13 protein-coding genes and 2 pseudogenes are annotated in these 15,755 nt (G+C 58.2%); 1 reads left to right on the top strand and 14 read right to left on the bottom strand.

The window, feature by feature from the left end; translation table 11 throughout:
• From CLH61_RS16960 to CLH61_RS16970, 4 genes are all read right to left on the bottom strand, one after another.
• The coding region (locus CLH61_RS16960; RefSeq protein ID WP_099615955.1) for a hypothetical protein at positions 1 to 1,296 on the bottom strand (1,296 nt) is incomplete at its 3' end.
• A 31-nt stretch (positions 1,297 to 1,327) separates the two neighbouring features.
• Positions 1,328 to 1,843 (bottom strand): outer membrane lipoprotein-sorting protein, encoded by a 516-nt coding sequence (locus tag CLH61_RS16965; protein ID WP_265734795.1) that lies wholly within the window; start codon positions 1,841 to 1,843, stop codon positions 1,328 to 1,330.
• Positions 1,844 to 1,848: 5 nt separating this feature from the next.
• Positions 1,849 to 2,175 (bottom strand): hypothetical protein, encoded by a 327-nt coding sequence (locus CLH61_RS18500; protein WP_211289140.1) that lies wholly within the window; start codon positions 2,173 to 2,175, stop codon positions 1,849 to 1,851.
• Positions 2,172 to 2,714 (bottom strand): MMPL family transporter, encoded by a 543-nt coding sequence (locus tag CLH61_RS16970; RefSeq protein ID WP_407657601.1) that lies wholly within the window; start codon positions 2,712 to 2,714, stop codon positions 2,172 to 2,174. The genes CLH61_RS18500 and CLH61_RS16970 overlap by 4 nt, the downstream gene beginning before the upstream one ends.
• A gap of 52 nt (positions 2,715 to 2,766) precedes the next feature.
• Between CLH61_RS16970 and CLH61_RS16975 the strand changes: the two are divergent.
• Positions 2,767 to 3,408 (top strand): annotated as a pseudogene (locus CLH61_RS16975) (IS630 family transposase); the annotation flags it as partial.
• Between the two features lie 75 nt (positions 3,409 to 3,483).
• On the opposite strand, the pseudogene CLH61_RS18695 reads toward CLH61_RS16975, so the two are convergent.
• The 10 genes and pseudogenes from CLH61_RS18695 to CLH61_RS17025 form a co-directional block, all read right to left on the bottom strand.
• A pseudogene (locus CLH61_RS18695) lies at positions 3,484 to 3,738 on the bottom strand (hypothetical protein); the annotation flags it as partial.
• 165 nt (positions 3,739 to 3,903) lie between these two features.
• On the bottom strand, positions 3,904 to 5,007 hold the full coding sequence (locus CLH61_RS16985) for an ABC transporter permease (protein WP_008172526.1): 1,104 nt from the start codon (positions 5,005 to 5,007) through the stop codon (positions 3,904 to 3,906).
• On the bottom strand, positions 5,007 to 6,101 hold the full coding sequence (locus CLH61_RS16990) for an ABC transporter permease (RefSeq protein WP_008172528.1): 1,095 nt from the start codon (positions 6,099 to 6,101) through the stop codon (positions 5,007 to 5,009). The genes CLH61_RS16985 and CLH61_RS16990 overlap by 1 nt, the downstream gene beginning before the upstream one ends.
• Positions 6,098 to 7,828, bottom strand: coding sequence for an ATP-binding cassette domain-containing protein (locus CLH61_RS16995; RefSeq protein WP_058091965.1), 1,731 nt, complete (start codon positions 7,826 to 7,828; stop codon positions 6,098 to 6,100). Before CLH61_RS16995 ends, CLH61_RS16990 begins: the two co-directional genes overlap by 4 nt.
• 6 nt (positions 7,829 to 7,834) lie before the next feature.
• Positions 7,835 to 8,797 (bottom strand): HlyD family secretion protein, encoded by a 963-nt coding sequence (locus CLH61_RS17000; protein WP_008172531.1) that lies wholly within the window; start codon positions 8,795 to 8,797, stop codon positions 7,835 to 7,837.
• Positions 8,798 to 8,972: 175 nt separating this feature from the next.
• A complete protein-coding gene (locus tag CLH61_RS17005) occupies positions 8,973 to 9,236 on the bottom strand; it encodes an MBL fold metallo-hydrolase RNA specificity domain-containing protein (RefSeq protein WP_228152682.1) in 264 nt (87 codons plus the stop codon).
• 258 nt (positions 9,237 to 9,494) lie between these two features.
• Positions 9,495 to 11,870: a phosphoketolase family protein gene (locus CLH61_RS17010; RefSeq protein ID WP_099615956.1), complete on the bottom strand. Its 2,376-nt coding sequence runs from the start codon at positions 11,868 to 11,870 to the stop codon at positions 9,495 to 9,497.
• A gap of 97 nt (positions 11,871 to 11,967) precedes the next feature.
• Positions 11,968 to 13,323 carry an MBL fold metallo-hydrolase RNA specificity domain-containing protein gene (locus tag CLH61_RS17015; protein ID WP_099615957.1) on the bottom strand — a complete coding sequence of 452 codons (1,356 nt, stop codon included), beginning with the start codon at positions 13,321 to 13,323 and terminating at the stop codon, positions 11,968 to 11,970.
• Complete coding sequence (locus CLH61_RS17020; RefSeq protein ID WP_099615958.1) at positions 13,320 to 14,240, bottom strand: ribose-phosphate diphosphokinase; 921 nt, start codon at positions 14,238 to 14,240, stop codon at positions 13,320 to 13,322. Before CLH61_RS17020 ends, CLH61_RS17015 begins: the two co-directional genes overlap by 4 nt.
• Positions 14,237 to 15,751, bottom strand: coding sequence for a thymidine phosphorylase family protein (locus CLH61_RS17025; protein ID WP_099615959.1), 1,515 nt, complete (start codon positions 15,749 to 15,751; stop codon positions 14,237 to 14,239). Before CLH61_RS17025 ends, CLH61_RS17020 begins: the two co-directional genes overlap by 4 nt.
• Positions 15,752 to 15,755 lie beyond the last annotated feature (4 nt).

Genomic DNA, 15,755 nt, shown 5'->3' on the forward strand with positions numbered 1-15,755 from the left:
GAGATGGTCATCAACCTGATAGCCCACCCGGGGGCGCAGGTACGCGTCCCGGTCCGAGGGCGAGTAGAACAGGAACAACGACCACTCCAGATTCTGGCTGTGTGTCAGCCATGTCAGCCGCTGGGTGAGGACGTGGCGATTCTCGTCCCGCACCGGGGCACCCGGGGGCAAGGCCCGCCGGTAGGCCTCAAACTCGCCCATGCGCTCAAGGTAGTATTGCAGGCCCAGGGTCAGGTTACGGGCAATTTCCTGCTCATAGCCGAGCAGCAGGCGCAGCTCGCTGTTGCGTACTGTGGGATCGTCGCCATCGCGGTCTGCGCGGGAATCGTAATAGCCCAGCTCGACGTTGCCGATGCCGGCCCCCACCGGCCCGCGCAGGCTGGCGCCGAGCACCGACAGCGGAGGAAACCTGGCCCGACCGCTGGCCGGATCAGCCCCGGCCGGGCTCTTCCAGAAGCCGTCGTAGCCGTAGAGCGCGACCTCGTAGGCGCCAAGGTTACGGTACAGCCGGGCGGCCCACTCGTCGTCTTCGAACGCGTCCGCCGGGCGGCCCGCCAGTACAACCGCATTGCGCCCGGTCAGCCGCCCTTGCCCTGTGTTGAAGAAAGAGAGACGGCGACCGTCGATGAAGCGATCCGCGTCAAACCGGGGGGTGTAGACAAGGTCAAGATTGGCCCAGCTGGAAAAAGCCGAAACCTTCAGCGCGTCCGAGGGCGCCTTGAGGTACTCCACATCGCGGCCGATAAAAAACGAGACCCAGTCCTTGGGAAACAGATCGTTGATGAACACCAGGTCGCCGGTTCCCCAGGTTAGTATCTGGCGCCCCAGCTTGACATCGGTATCCGCGCTCGGCGAGAACACCAGGCTGGCCTCGCGCAGGTCGAAGGCACCCTCGCCCGATTCCAGGTCCACCGCCCGATCATCGTCCAGGTCGTCATAGAGAAAATCGCCGGTAAGACGCACGGTTGCTCCCTGGAAATACTTCTCCGCCTCGAGCTGCAACCGGGTTTCGGCGATGGATAGATCGCGCTGGTGAGGATCATCGTTCAGCCGGGATCCTCCCCGCGCCTCCCAGAAGCCGCGCAACCAAAATGGCAGGGCCGCCGAAGCCGGTTTTTCAGTGGTTTGTTCTGGCTCGATTTTCCCCCCGAGACCCGCTGGCAAGGACGGTTCCGCTGTATCGCTGGCCGGCGCGCCCAGTCCCTCTGGCAGGTCGGGCGCGGCCGGCGCTCCCGGCGCCACACCGAGAACGCTGCCCGCCAGCAATATAACTCCGACAACGCTGCTGGCGTTCATTCACGTCCTCCCACCCTCAGTGCACGAATGGTCACCGCAAATACTCCCTCGGTGCCCGGCGCAGATACCGCTCCGAAAACACGTCTTCCGGCAGGCTCAGGTCATAGTCAATGCCGCTGTAGGTCAGCTCCGTAGTGCCACCGTTACGCAGATTCTCCATCCTCGCCTTGACGACCGTGGGGTAACCCTGAATGTTCTCCACCGCCAGCGCGGTGTAACGCCGGTAGAGGTTGTCACTGTCGTCGATATACTCGGTGCGAACCGGCAGGAACGACTGCTTGTGGATATAGACATCGTAGTAGGCGAACTCAACCTCCCCGGGCCTCTTGGGTTTGTTGCGCACTACGTAGTAGTTATCCGTGGTTTCAATCAGCTCATGGCTGTCGGCATCAATACTGCGCCCGGAGATGTCCTCGTAGAAGAAATCCGAGCCGACGAAGCTGGTGCGTTTGTCGGAAGCGGCAATTCGCTTAACCAGATCCAGCGCCGGCAGGTACAGCCAGCGGTCGTCGTCCCGGTCCTGGTGTTTCCAAACCAGCAACGTCATCTGGCTCACATCCGCCGGTCGTCGGAAATAGACATAGTACTTCTGCTCGCCGAGATAGGCGCCCCCTCAACGGCATCTGTCTCCGGACCGTCTCTCCGCAAAATGGTGAGTTCGCGACTACGGGTACGCCCCTGGCTATCCGTGATGGTCATAGCGACCCTGGCGCGGCCATCACGCCCCTGAAAGTAGGAGACCATATTGGCACGGTTGACAATGCGCTCCACCTCGGGCGCAGCGCCGGCATCCTGGGCCAGGGCAATGGGCGTGATGCCCAACGCCATTGCAATCAGGGCCAGCTTTTGGAACAGGGTAACAAGCCAGTATCTACTCATTGCACGCCTTCCTCTTGCTTTTGCGAATTCGGGACGGCCCTGCGGGCACCGGGAAACAGCCACCGTTGCAGCAGGGTTATCAGCGCCGGCAGGATCAGCAGTGTGCTCAGGCCGGCGGTCAACAGAATGGCCGCGATAAACACCCCCACCGTCTGGTAGGGCACGAGCGGCGCCGCCAGCAGCGGCAGGAAACCAACGCCAAGCACGATGGCGTTGCGGGTTATTGCTCGTGCAGGCTCACCGAACATCGGTGCCACCGAGCGACGCCAGGAGCCGGTCTCGGCCTGAGTGGCGCGGGTACGGGCCAGGAAGTGGATGGCGTAGTCCACGGCGAGCCCCAGACTCAGGGCGCTCAGCACGGCGACCGGCATATCGTAATTCTTGCCGACAATGCCGATCAGACCGTAGATGGCCCCGATGGTCACGGTCAGGGGGATCATGCACAGCAGGCCCCAGAGCAGAGAGCGGAACAATAGGGCCATCAACAGGAGCACAACAACGAAACTGCCGAACAGGGCCATGGCCATGCCGCTGACCATTTTTTCCTGCCAGACGACATTGATATAGTTCAGACCGAACCAGCGTGCCTGGAGCGATGCAGACTTTGCTGAGAAGGTTTTCGATGTCGTTGGCCTGTACCTGAATCCGCCGGATAACGCGCTGGTGCTGTCGGTTGACGAAAAAACGCAGATCCAGGCACTGGATCGCACTCAACCAAAGCTGCAACTGAAACCCGGCCAGATCGAGCGCCGTACCCACGATTACAAGAGGCACGGGACGACCAGCTTATACGCGGCCCTGAATATCCTGAACGGCGAAGTGATTGGGCGCATTACACAACGCCACCGCGCCAAAGAGTTTCTCGATTTTCTGCGACAAATTGATCGAGAAACACCGAAAGAGCAGGACCTTCATCTGATTCTGGACAACAGCTCGACTCACAAAACACCAGAAGTGAAGGCCTGGCTGGAAAAGCATCCCCGGTTCAAGCTTCACTTCACACCAACCAGCGCCTCTTGGCTGAATGCCGTGGAGGGCTGGTTTGGTCAACTGGAACGCCGCGCTTTGTACCGTGGCATTTTTACCAGTGTCGGCGAACTTAAGAAGGCGATTCGTCGCTTTATCCAAACTCATAATGAGAAACTGGCAAAGCCGTTCCGCTGGCACAAGAGTGCAGAATCGATTATGACTTCAGTGACGCGAGCAAAGCTGAGTGTTATTGATAATAAATAAACGGATTACCCAGACGGGACACTAGCTGAATCGGTTGCCGCCCGGATTGTTTTAGTGTGAGAATCAGCACGGTGATCACCAACGCTTTACTTTTTTTGCGTTGGCCCGAACATTGTCGTCTGTAAACCGACACCACGCCAGTTTCCGCTGGGTCCACCACCCGGCCTGCAACCCGCCTCCGTGGGTTTTGATCAGTTCCATTAACTCGTCAAGAGACCAATGGGTTCCATCGTAGACGACATGCAGCTGGTTGTTCGGTTTGCGCTCGGCAAAATCAACACAGGGATGATGGTTGAGTTCATGGATGAAATCGCCCCACTGACTCTCGCCAAATCACTCACCATTTTGGCACGTAGATGCCGGTGAGGTGAGGAGGAGTCCATCCCATTGATTCAGGTTACTGATGAAAATGAATAATCACGGTAATCCTGATGCCTATGCGCCGTATCCTCTTGGCCGTGTAGCGACAAACGTCAGGCACTCACCCAACCGATCTCATTGTACCCGGCGTCGAAAGACCCAAAGGGAGAAAATAAACAGCGTGACACCGATTACCAGCAAGGCGAGAGCCTCATCCCAGAGAACCGCCAGGCCGGCGCCTTTGAGGAAAATACCGACGATGATATCCATGTAATAACGCAGTGGACTCAGCAGGGAGAGGCTTTGCAGGAAAGGCGGCATGGCTTCTACCGGCGTCAAACTGCCCGACAGGAACATCAGCGGGAAAAGTCCGAAAAAGGAGAGCAGCAACGCCTGCTGAAGGGTCCGGCTGTAGGCGGCAATCAGTACGCCCAGCGCAATCGCACTGAGCAAAAAGATGGCGGTCAGCACCAGAAATAAAAGCAGACTGCCCTGAAGGGGCACATCAAAGACTCTGACAATCACCAAACTCGGAAAGATGGACAGTACGCCCATGATCAGCGTGGGTGTGACCTTGGCCAGGAACAGTTCCAGGGTGGAAATGGGCGTCACCAGCAGCTGCTCGATAGTGCCTCGCTCCTTTTCCCGGACAATAGAGGCGGCCGGGTGAATAACGCCCACCATCATACCGGCCAGAGCAATCATCGATAACACGATAAAACCCGATGTTGTCAGATCGGGGTTATACCAGATACGGATCAGGGGTACCGCGACCCCCTTCTTCCCGGCAGCAGGGAGCGCTTCGCGCTCCTGGCGCTGGACGATCTGCAGAGCATCATTGACGGCATTGGCGGCAATGTTGGAATTGGTGCCGTCCTGGAGCAACTGGAGCTGAGCACTCTTGCCAGCGAGAAGAGCACCTTCGAACCCGGCGGGAACGACCAACACCATGGTGGCATCGCCTTTCTCCAGGAGGTCAGTGGCGGTTGCCACACGGGTTTCCTGAAATTTCAGGTCGAAGGTTTCGCTCACCGCAAATTTCTGGATCAACGAGCGACTCAAGGCGCTGCGATCCTCGTCCACCACCGCCAGGGGCAGGTGGCTTACATCAAAACTGAGCGCAACGGCACAAATGACGACTTCAATGGTGTAAAGCCAAAGTATCAGGGTCAGTATCAACCGGTCACGAAAGAACTGCACGAGCTCCTTGCGCAACAAACCAAATAAGGCAATTCCCATCAGGCCACCTTCTGCTTCATTCGCCAGGCCGCGAAGACAAATACCAGGACCGTATAGACGATCAACATCATCAGATTTGGCAGAACGGCTTCAAGGCCGGCTGATTTCAGTACGATGCCCCGGGAGATTTCCATAAAATAACCGGCAGGGAAAAGCCAGCTATACAGTTGCAGGGCAAGAGGCATGGTGAACAGAGGGAACAGAAAACCGGAAAACAAAAACGACGGCATCAAGGTGACAATCAGCGTTATCAACATGGCCGCCAACTGGGTACGGACCAGGGATGAGACCAACAGGCCGATACCCACCGTGGTCAGCACATAAACGAAAGCGGACGTCAGCAGCAGTATCGGGCTGCCGGCAATGGGGACCTGAAACCAGGCAAACCCCACCACCATGACCATAAGAATCTCCAGGAAAGCCACCAGACCGTAGGGCACCAGCTTGCCGACAACAAACTCGGTTGAGGTGACCGGCGATGCATAGATCTGCTCAATCGTACCGGTCTCTTTCTCACGCACGATCGCTAGGGCGGTCAGCAGGGGTGGGAACGCCATCAGGATCACGGCAAATAACCCGGGGATGACGAAATTGACGCTGCGCAGGGAGGGATTGAACCAGACCCTGGCCTGGACCCGGACGGCGCTCTGACGCGGGGCGGGGAAATTTGCGATTACCGCCTCGGCATAGGCCGATGCCAATCGACCCAGAACAGGATAGCCGCCGTCCACGATCACCTGGACAGGCGCCTCGTCGCCTCTGAGCAGTTGCCGGGCCAAGCCGGCTGGAATCACCACGCCCATGCTGATGGTCGAGCTTTGCAGTGCCGACTCCAGATCGCGGAGATCGGTCGTTTTCTGCTCTAATTGAAAATACCGCGAGCTGTCGAAACGGGCTGACAGGTCGCGGCTTGCCGGCGTGTTGTCCAGATCGTAAATGCCCACGGCAACCTGTTCCACATCCAGATTGACCGCATAGCCGAACAGAAAAAGCATGATCAGCGGCATGATCACGGCCAACGCAATGGTAACCGGGTCGCGAATCAGCTCGCGACTTTCCTTGACGATGAGGGCTCCAAGCCGATGAGCCTTCATGGTCCCAACGCCCGGGAATTGGCCGTTCCCGCCTGTTCTATGGCCGCCGTGAAGAGCATCTCCACCGTGGCGTCGGCTTCGAGGCCGAGCGAATGATTCAGCGATGATCGGCTACCGTGTGCAAGCAGCCGCCCGTCCAGCATTAACGCCAAACGATCACAATAGGCCGCTTCCTCCAGGTAGTGGGTAGTGACCAGCACGGTCATACCGCTGGCGGCCAGCTCACGGATAACCCGCCAGAAACGGTACCGGGCGACGGGATCGACACCCGAGGTGGGCTCATCAAGGAACAAGACCCGGGGCCGGTGAAGCAGGCTGCAGGCCAGCGCCAGACGCTGGCGCAAGGCACTTGAAAGATCACCGGTGAGCTTGTCGGGAATATCTGTCAGCCCCGTTACTTCCCTGGCCCAGTCGATCGCAGCCCGCGCCGCGCCTCCGGCCAGGCCGTAGGCATTGGCAAAGAAGCGGAGATTCTCCCAGGGGGTCAGTTCCAGATAGAGTGAAAACCGTTGTGACATATAACCAATTTGCCGGCGCAATGCGGTGCTACCCCCGCCGGAGCTCACCCCGGCCACCCGGGCGTTGCCCTCATCGATGGCCACCAGCCCGCACAAGGCCCTGATCAGGGTTGTCTTGCCCGCCCCGTTGGGCCCCAGCAACGCAAGCAGTTCGCCAGATGGCGCCTCGAAACTCACCCGGTCAACGGCCTTGAAATGTCCGAAGCGGACGCTCAGGCCGGTGGCCACCAGCCCTTCCTCTTTTCCCCTGTCTTGCCGGGCCAATTCCGGAAACTGCTGCTCGCCGGCCCTCCTGTCCGTCCGCAGCACAAACAGATCCTCGAGCCGGGGCTCGGCCGCCGCCAGGTGGGTTCCCTCGGGCAATAACTCGGCGAGCTGGTTTTCAGCGATGTCCGCGTTCATCACCAGTCGCAGGTGATCCGGCAACCACTGCACTGAATGGACGCTGTCAATTTGAGCCAGGATGCCGGACAACTCCCGCAAGCCTCGTCCGGTATCTCCAGCATTTACAGTGAACACCCTTCCGGCGGCGGGCCTCAGCAGCTCTTCCAGCGACCCATCCGCAAGAACGCGGCCCTGTTCCAGCAGCAGTATCCTGTCGCAGCGCTCCGCCTCGTCCATGTAGGAGGTAGCCACAACCATGGTCAGGCCCTGCGACCGGAAGCGGTCGAGCATGGTCCAGAGATGGCGCCGGGACAGGGGGTCGACGCCGAGCCCCGGTTCGTCAAGGATCAGCAGCTCCGGTTCATGGACCAGATTGGTACATAGCGACAACTTTTTCTGCATGCCACCGGACAGTTTGGCGGCGGGCCTGTCAGTAAAGCGGCCAAGCCCCGACATGGATAGCAACCTTTCTGAACGCTCCCGATAGAGTTCGTCGGGCACATCCCGGATGCGAGCGGCAAAGCTCAGGTTTTCCTTGACGCTGAGTCGATCGTAAAGCGTAAATCCCTGGGACATATAGCCAATCTGGGCAGCAACCTGCTTGGCCTCACGACGGGTATCGAAGCCCAGGACCCGGCATTCCCCCACAGTGGGGTCCAGGATGCCAGCCAACATCTGTAACAGCGTCGTCTTGCCAGCGCCATCAGCACCGACAATGCCCACTCGTTGGCCGCGATCAACGGAAACATCCAGTGGCTCGATGACAACATTGTCTCCGAATTGGCGGCCAAGGCCTTTGGCGACGATGGGTTCCGGGGAAGACATGACGGCTCAGCGCGCCGGAACCGAGAGGGTCGCTGGCCACTCGGCGTCCGGATCCCAGCGAATCCAGGCATCTGCCGGCATACCCGGTTTCAGAGCATCGGCCGGATTATCCAGCACCAGGGTAACGCCATAGACCATCCGAACTCTCTCGTCGGGCATGTGGACATCGCGGGGGGTGAACTGGGCGAAATCGTCAATCCTGCCGACTTTGGCGGAAAAGTCCCCGGGCAAACCGTCCACGCGGATTCTGGCGGGATCCCCCAAGCTGATCCGGTTGAGGATATCACCGGGGACATAGACCTTGAGTTCGAGCTGCTGCAGATTCACCATCGTGGCCAGCGGCTGGCCGGTATCGACAACCTCTCCCGTCTCCACCGCCCGGATCAGGATGGTTCCGGAGAGCGGCGCGGCAACCTCCGCTTTGTCCAGTTGCGATTCAGCCAGTGCCACCTGCGCCGCCCTTGCAGCCACCTGTTCTTCGGCGGCATCCTTCTGCCGCTGGAGAGACTCAAGTCGGCCCCGGGCCTCACTGACGGCATTTTCCGCCTGATCCAGATCACTCGAGCTGGCCAGATTGCGGGACCGCAAGTCCCGGATCCGCTGCCGTTGTTTCTCGGCATTCTTGAGATGATGACGCCAGGTGGTGATTTGGCTGTCGAAGCCGTCACGGACTTCCCGCGCCGAGGCCAGCTCGGCCTGTGCCGAGCGCAGGCGGTCTCTGGCATCGGCGGGGTCGATCACGGCTACCGTGTCGCCAGCCGAAACCTTGCTGCCTTCCGCGAGATGGTGCTCGATGACCCGACCGGCCACTTCGGCCGCGATCCGCACTTCCCGCCCCTCGATATGGCCATTGCCATAGACGATTCCCTGCGGCAAGGGCTCTTCCCCAAACAGAACAAAAACCCCATAAGAACCGCCGGCGAGCACCAACACCGCTATCAGAGACCAGAGCCAGGATTGGGATTTCACCAAACACTCCTTATGACATTACTGTTCAGGTTGGAGCCGGGATCAGGGCCACTGCCTCTCACTCCAGCCAATGAGATCGCCCACTCTAGCACTCGGCAGCCGCCGCGACCAAGGTCGTTGCCGGATCTTAAGCGGCTCATTCAGGTCGCCCTCGAAGATGGCCGTCAGGGCATCGTCAAAGACGCAAAATGGATTGGTAGCCTGCCACATCCACCTCAAACCGGGTGTTCTGACGCAAGTGATCCCTCAGCGCCTCCAGCGCCTCCGGATCACCGTGGATCAGGTTGATCGGCGTTTCGGGGGCCAGGTCACTCTGAGCAAGCCACTGTTCAATCTCTGCGAAATCCCCGTGCCCGGAAAGCCCACTCAACACCTCCAGCCGGGCCTTGACCGGAATCCAGTCGCCGTGGATCTTGATCCTTTCCGCTCCATCAACCATTTTGGCGCCTCGTGTCCCCCCTGCCTGTAACGGTAAAAGAATCAGGACACCAGAACGATAACGATCAGTGTGATGCCCCAGGCCCCAGGCCCCAGCGTGATTGAACGATTCATTCATAGCATGATTTACCTATATGTCGGGCGGCTAGCTGAATCGGTTGCCGCCCGGATTGTTTTAGTGTGAGAATCAGCACGGTGATCACCAACGCTTTACTTTTCCCCGTAAAGACTGTTGTAAATCGATCCTCGCGCTCCATCGCTACAATGTCGCCTTATCAGCGCCTGAGGAGCCAGTTTTTGACAGGATCACCTGCACTATTGAATGTGAATCACATTTATTGGCCTGCAGCAGCCCCGATGTGTCCAGGGTGCCACCATGGTTTTCGTAGCCAAACGCCAGCGTCCGATCAGGCCCGAGATCAAGAGGACGGCAGATTCCCAGCAAGGCTTCTGGGCGCATATGGCACACGAACACCCTGAGTTTTGTATCGTGGGGAAACAGCTCGGAACTGTAAGAACTACCACACTGATGCCCTGACTCCATTGGATCCCGGGGACTCCGGAATCGACCAGGTTCGAGAAGGCAGACCACACCGCACGAAAGCCCCCGCTGAGCCAGCGCTTCAGCGACCTCCTGGCAAACACGGAGTTGATAGGCGCCGACAGCAATCAACTGCACATCACCGGCTTCACCAAGAGCGATGGCACCATCCCGAACCAATTGCACAGCCTGACGGCCGTCAAAAACGGCAGGCAGTTTTGCCTTGGGAACCGTCATGGCCCAGAACTGCCCCTGGGTTCGAAAACACTCGTTAAGGCACGCCACAGCACTATTGCAGTCGGGAGGATAGACAACGCGGGCAGTGTCACTCATTTCTCCCATCAGGACTTCGCCGAAGGCAGGGTCCTGATGAGACTGCTCGTTCTTGCCGTTTTCCCAGAGGTGCGACGTCGCAATGACCGGCACGGATAACCATCGTGCGGGCCGACCGAGACTTTTCTGGTGTCGCGCAAAAATAATTTCCTGCCGAAGAGCGCCAATCATTTTCATGGCGAACGCTTCGTAGGACACCACCAGATTCATGCCTCCCTTATTACCCAGAGCGGCGCTGACAACGGCCTCCTCATTCAGGGCTGTGATTACCGAGCCGTGAAGGGATTCCGCAAGGCCGGGCTCGGGCGTCAGGGTGCGATGCTTCAGAAGGTCAAGCGACTGGTTCATCTGATTACTACGCAATTCATCCGGGTTTCCCAGGCGAATACGAAGCGCCGGGTTGGCCTTTACAAGGGCAACAAACTGCCGATCAATCGCAACCATGGGCGACTCTAATACCGCCGTTTGCAACCAGACCGGTTCGGGTACAGTTTGCAGCTTGACGTCACGACAACTCAGCGGATGATCCTTTTCCGCAGGCCGATCGTCTGCCCGGTGAGTTGCCAGCACGTCGCGGGCGCCGTGAATCTCGATCTCGGGCACAAACAAACGGGCAATGGATTCGTTAAAGTGCCTGCGCGAGACCTCATCAAATCTCGGTATTGCCGGAAGCGGGGTACCATGCGCCGCGTTTGAGCCAGCACCATAGAAACCATAGCCTTTGACCGTCTCGGCAATCAGATAGGGGAGCTTTACAGGGTACCTCATGTGGCCGGCGCTGACCTGTTCGCTGCACGCCTGAAGCCTCGATTCGGCCTCGAAGATGCCCCAGATAAAGGCCGCAGGATCGCGGCCATCAATGAGTATGGGGTAAAAGCCATTGAGCTCCAGGTGCTGCCGGAACCAGTCCGCCCCCCCTTGCAGAAAAATGGTTGACCGTTGATCAATGCGGCGCCCGTTAGCAATCATCACCGGGGTCACCAGGCCACAGTCCTCGGCTCGCCACCAGCGGCTTGCCCAGTCGCTGCCCCGCTGCTCCTCAAATGCCCCATCACTGAGAAACGCGACCAGACGCTCCCCCGGCAGCGGCATGTGGGTGTATTGCAGTTCAGCGAAGCCCAGATATCCGCCCTCGATCAGCCCGCCGGCAGTGTGGGGGTTGACGTGACTGCCCAGGGGAACCCCCGGTGTGCCATCCGGAGTGACGGCGTAGCTGTAAAAGTCACTCACCAGCCGGGACAGCCCCACCTCGTCGAGCGTGTACCGAGCCTGCTGTTCTGGATGCAGATTGCCGAGCAGTATGTTGACGCTTTCGATAGCCGCCACACAGTGCCCCTGCCCCATCAGCCAGCTACGGGTCAGCCCCGCCAACGCGTTGGCGGCCTTGTAGCCAAGATAGGCAGGCACCATGTTCAGCGAACCACCGGTATGCCCCTGAGGATTTTCCTTGAAGTCATCCGCCGCCAGCGGCTGTCCGGACAGGTCCACTCTGCTGGCATAAGTCATGTGGGCTACCAGCCACATGGCCGCGTTGGTGAGGGTGTCTGCAGCCTCGAAAATAATCAGGGCATCGTCGAGCGAGTCATAACGCCCGGCACAAACGAGTTCCTGGCACAGGTCGAACACGCGCACCTGGGTCAAATCGGTATGTTCGATCACCCCGCGCCCTTTTGCCCAGTTGGCAAACTGGGGGTAACGCTGCCGGTATTGGGCAGCACGCTGCTGGATTCGATGTGAATCCTCAATGGAATAGCCGTTCATGATCTCTCCCTGATAACTCTACTGACGTTAATGGTGGCCTACTAGAAATCCTCGCCGTAAATATCCGGATTACCCCGGGTATTTGCCCGGTCTCACATCAAAGACGCAAAATGGATTGGTAGCTTGCCACCTCCACCTCAAACCGGGTGTTCTGACGCAAGTGATCCTTCATGGCCTCCAGCGCCTCCGGATCACCGTGGATCAGGTTGATCGGCGTTTCGGGGGCTAAGTCACTTTGAGCCAGCCACTGTTCAATCTCTGTGAAATCTCCATGTCCGGAAAGCCCACTCAACACCTCCAGCCGGGCCTTGACCGGAATCCAGTCGCCGTGGATCTTGATCCTTTCCGCTCCATCAACCATTTTGGCGCCTCGTGTCCCCCCTGCCTGATAACCGGCAAAGATAACGGTTGTGCGGTGCTGGCCGAGGAGACGCTTGAAGTGATGAAGAATGCGACCGCCCGTTGCCATACCGCTGCCTGCAATAATTACGTGCGGGTAGGCCTGATCAGCCAGCGCCTTGGAGTCTTGGACGCTGCGGCTATAGTGAACGGTGCTGCACATTTCATGGCATTCTGAACTGCTCAACCGATGCTGATCTTCGTAGCGGCAGTAAATCTCAGAAACATCAATCGCCATGGGGCTATCCAGATAAACTGGCAACCTTGGAATTCGTCCCGCCTTCATCAGGTCGGTGAGCATATGCTGCAAGACCTGCGCCCTGCCCACAGCAAAGGCCGGAATCAATATATTGCCCCCTTTGTCGACGGTTTCATTAACGATGTCTGCCAACTGCGACAACGGGTCCGCATCGTCGTGGCGACGATTGCCATACGTTGACTCCAGCATCAGCATGTCCAGAGCTGGCAGAGGCGCCGGTGGCCTCATGAAAATATCATTGAGGCGGCCCACATCGCCGGAAAAACCGACGCATTTACCTTCCGCCTCGATGATGACACAGGCCGCCCCGAGAATGTGCCCGACCGGTCGCAGATGAAAGCGTATATCACCGAGCTGGATCACTTGGTGAAAGTCCACCGACTGAAACAGCTCCATGCAGGCTTCTGCATCCTCCTGATCATACAGGGGCTCCGGATTCTCATGCCTGCTCAGCTTATGGCGGCCGAGGTAATGTGCCTCCTCTTCCTGAAGATGGCCGCTATCGGCCAGCAATATGCTGCATAGCTCTCGGGTGGCATGATGGGTATAAACCGCCCCCCGGAAGCCCTGCTTGTACAACACGGGGATGTAGCCTGAATGATCCAGATGGGCATGGGTCAGAAGCACGGCATCCAGCGAGGCAATATCGAGCGGCAACGGTTGCCGGTTGCGCTTTCTCAGCCACTTGTACCCCTGAAACAGGCCGCAATCGACCAATACACGTGTCTGGCCGGTTTCAACCAGGAACTTGGAGCCGGTCACGGTTTCCGTGCCACCCAGAAATGTAATGTTCATCGGCGCTCACCCTCCACCTGATTGAGAAAATGCCTGACCGGCGGCACCAGCAACTCGCTGACATCGATCTCATTGCTGCTGTGTGGAACCGTGTTGGTGGTCACCAGCGTCTGCAGGCCGGTACCCAGAAGGTAGGTGTCCGAGGCCTCCGCAAAAATGCCATGCACCGCCGCACACAGGATGGCCTCCGTGCCTTGCGCCTTAAGTGCCCTGACACACTCGCCAATGGTGCGTCCGCTGGAAATAACGTCATCAATGATGACGGCTTTCCGGCCGTTATACGCCGAGATATCCGGCAAGGTGACTTCAACGCGCCGGTCACCCAGACGCTGCTTGGTGCCAATGACATAAGGATGGTTACTGGCCTGCGCGATACTTGATACCCATTGCTCACTTTCCGCGTCCGGACCTACCAGCAACAGACCGTTTTGCCCCCGTAGCCAATCCGCCAGCGCCGGTGCTCCCTGAACAACTTGCGTGGGTATGCTGTAGATTTCGTCAAGAGACTGGTACCTGTGCAAATGTGGATCAACGGTGATCAGCCAGTCGATATGTAAAGACAAAGACTGGGCAAACACCCTGGAAGTGACCGCCTCCCCTTCTTCGAAGCGTCGATCCTGGCGCATATAGCAAAGATAGGGCGCCACCAACCCAATCGACCTGGCACCGAGTTCCCGGAGAGTTTCAAAGAGAAACAGGAGAGCAAGGTATTTGGTGTCTGGATGCGTTAGGTCGGCCAATATTACGCAGTTCGCACCTTTGACTGATGTGAGCACACGTAAGTAGGACTCACCATCAGGGAACCTCCGCACCTCCAAACTTCCCGGCTCCAAGTTAAGCTGATCACAAAGCTTCTCCTGTAATGGGTGCGGGGTGAGGCTAAACAGCACATTTTTTTCAATAATGTCCACAATCATTCCTCTCGCTTTACAGTGAAGATTGCCGGCCCCATATCGTTAAACGCCAGCGCATAATCCTGCTGCCCCGGACTGTCACTGAGTAACTCATAGAGAGGCTCTCCCTTAATGACGATATCGCCGACGTTCACCAGCAGCCGTAGTCCTGCGGTAGAACTGGCAGGCGCTCCTGCCAGCTTGGCGACACGGGCAAGCCGACGGTTGTCGATAGACACGATTGTTCCGGATTCCGAGGACAGAACTGGACGCCGAAAACGGGCTTCACCTAAGCTCTTCAGTCCCCCCTGAGCCTTTGTTATGCGCTTGAACTGCTCCCAGGCAGAGCCGTTTTGAAGTAATCGCTCTGCTTTGATCATCCCCTCTTTCACGCCAAGACCATCGGCCAGATCGAATAAATGGCCAGCCAGCAAGATGGCGCGGCCCCGTAGATCCCTCGGCGCGCCTTGCTTTCCCTGCAGCACGGCCAAAACATCCCGGGCTTCCTCTGTCGGCCCGATCCCTGCCCCAACGGGCTTACTACCGTCTGTAACGATGCAGCGCACCTGAAGCCCACAGGCTGCCCCAACGCTTGTAAAAAGAGACGCCAGCCGATCAGCATCGGCTGGCGTTCGAACCTTGGCCGTCTCCCCCACCGGAATATCAATCACCGCATGGGTGGAACCGGCCGCAATCTTCTTGGACAGAACCGAGGCCACGAGCTGGCCCTCACCATCAAGGTCCAGCGCTCTCTCGATGCGAATCAACAGGTCATCAGCCGGGCTGAGGTTCATCGCCCCACCCCAGGCGAGACAGGCACCGGTTTCTCTGACCACACGGCGAATCTCGTTCAGCCCAAGCCTCACATTGGTCAGCGCTTCCATGGTGTCCGCTGTTCCCGCCGGTGAGGTGATGGCACGGGAGGAGGTTTTAGGCATTACTAAGCCTGCTGCGCTGACGATCGACACAACCAGCGGCGTGGTCCGGTTGCCCGGCAGGCCTCCAACACAGTGTTTGTCGAACACACGATCCACGCCTGGCCAATCGAGCTGTTGTCCGCAATTCACCATCGCCTGGGTCAAAGCAACAATCTCATCGAAACCTAATCTGCCACCCGCACAAGCGCTCAGGAAACAGGCTATTTCGACATCGCTGTATTTGTGTGCGGAGATATCGGAGACAATGCGAGCCATCTCAGCCGGAAGCAAGCTGTGTCCGAATACTTTCCGACGAACCAGACTCAAGGATTCGATATAGGGCGCATGATGTACTGAAACCAGGTCAGACTGAGCCACCCCGAGCCGCTCTATGGCGATATCTGAAAGCCCCGCATACCCTTTGGGAACCGTTTCATCAGACGAAATATTGAGAGTTGCGATGATGGAACGTCCCTGCGAGGAAATTCCCACCCTGGAACTGGCGGAGAATCCTTCTGAAAGGCACACATCACAATCATCACGCATGTAGACGACAGGCTCCTGATGAGTATTGATACCCATCTTGAAAACCCGTAACTGACTGGAAGACGCCACCATGTAT

The sequence above is a fragment of the Marinobacter profundi genome, from assembly GCF_002744715.1.
Lineage (GTDB): Bacteria > Pseudomonadota > Gammaproteobacteria > Pseudomonadales > Oleiphilaceae > Marinobacter > Marinobacter profundi.

Excerpts from the sequence above, each read along its gene's own strand:
- CLH61_RS16965 (WP_265734795.1), bottom strand. The coding sequence starts at position 1,843 with ATGACGTTGCTGGTTTGGAAACACCAGGACCGGGACGACGACCGCTGG.
- CLH61_RS18500 (WP_211289140.1), bottom strand. The coding sequence starts at position 2,175 with ATGAGTAGATACTGGCTTGTTACCCTGTTCCAAAAGCTGGCCCTGATT.
- CLH61_RS16970 (WP_407657601.1), bottom strand. The coding sequence starts at position 2,714 with ATGGTCAGCGGCATGGCCATGGCCCTGTTCGGCAGTTTCGTTGTTGTG.
- CLH61_RS16985 (WP_008172526.1), bottom strand. The coding sequence starts at position 5,007 with ATGGGAATTGCCTTATTTGGTTTGTTGCGCAAGGAGCTCGTGCAGTTC.
- CLH61_RS16990 (WP_008172528.1), bottom strand. The coding sequence starts at position 6,101 with ATGAAGGCTCATCGGCTTGGAGCCCTCATCGTCAAGGAAAGTCGCGAG.
- CLH61_RS16995 (WP_058091965.1), bottom strand. The coding sequence starts at position 7,828 with ATGTCTTCCCCGGAACCCATCGTCGCCAAAGGCCTTGGCCGCCAATTC.
- CLH61_RS17005 (WP_228152682.1), bottom strand. The coding sequence starts at position 9,236 with ATGGTTGATGGAGCGGAAAGGATCAAGATCCACGGCGACTGGATTCCG.
- CLH61_RS17010 (WP_099615956.1), bottom strand. The coding sequence starts at position 11,870 with ATGAACGGCTATTCCATTGAGGATTCACATCGAATCCAGCAGCGTGCT.
- CLH61_RS17015 (WP_099615957.1), bottom strand. The coding sequence starts at position 13,323 with ATGAACATTACATTTCTGGGTGGCACGGAAACCGTGACCGGCTCCAAG.
- CLH61_RS17020 (WP_099615958.1), bottom strand. The coding sequence starts at position 14,240 with ATGATTGTGGACATTATTGAAAAAAATGTGCTGTTTAGCCTCACCCCG.
- CLH61_RS17025 (WP_099615959.1), bottom strand. The coding sequence starts at position 15,751 with ATGGTGGCGTCTTCCAGTCAGTTACGGGTTTTCAAGATGGGTATCAAT.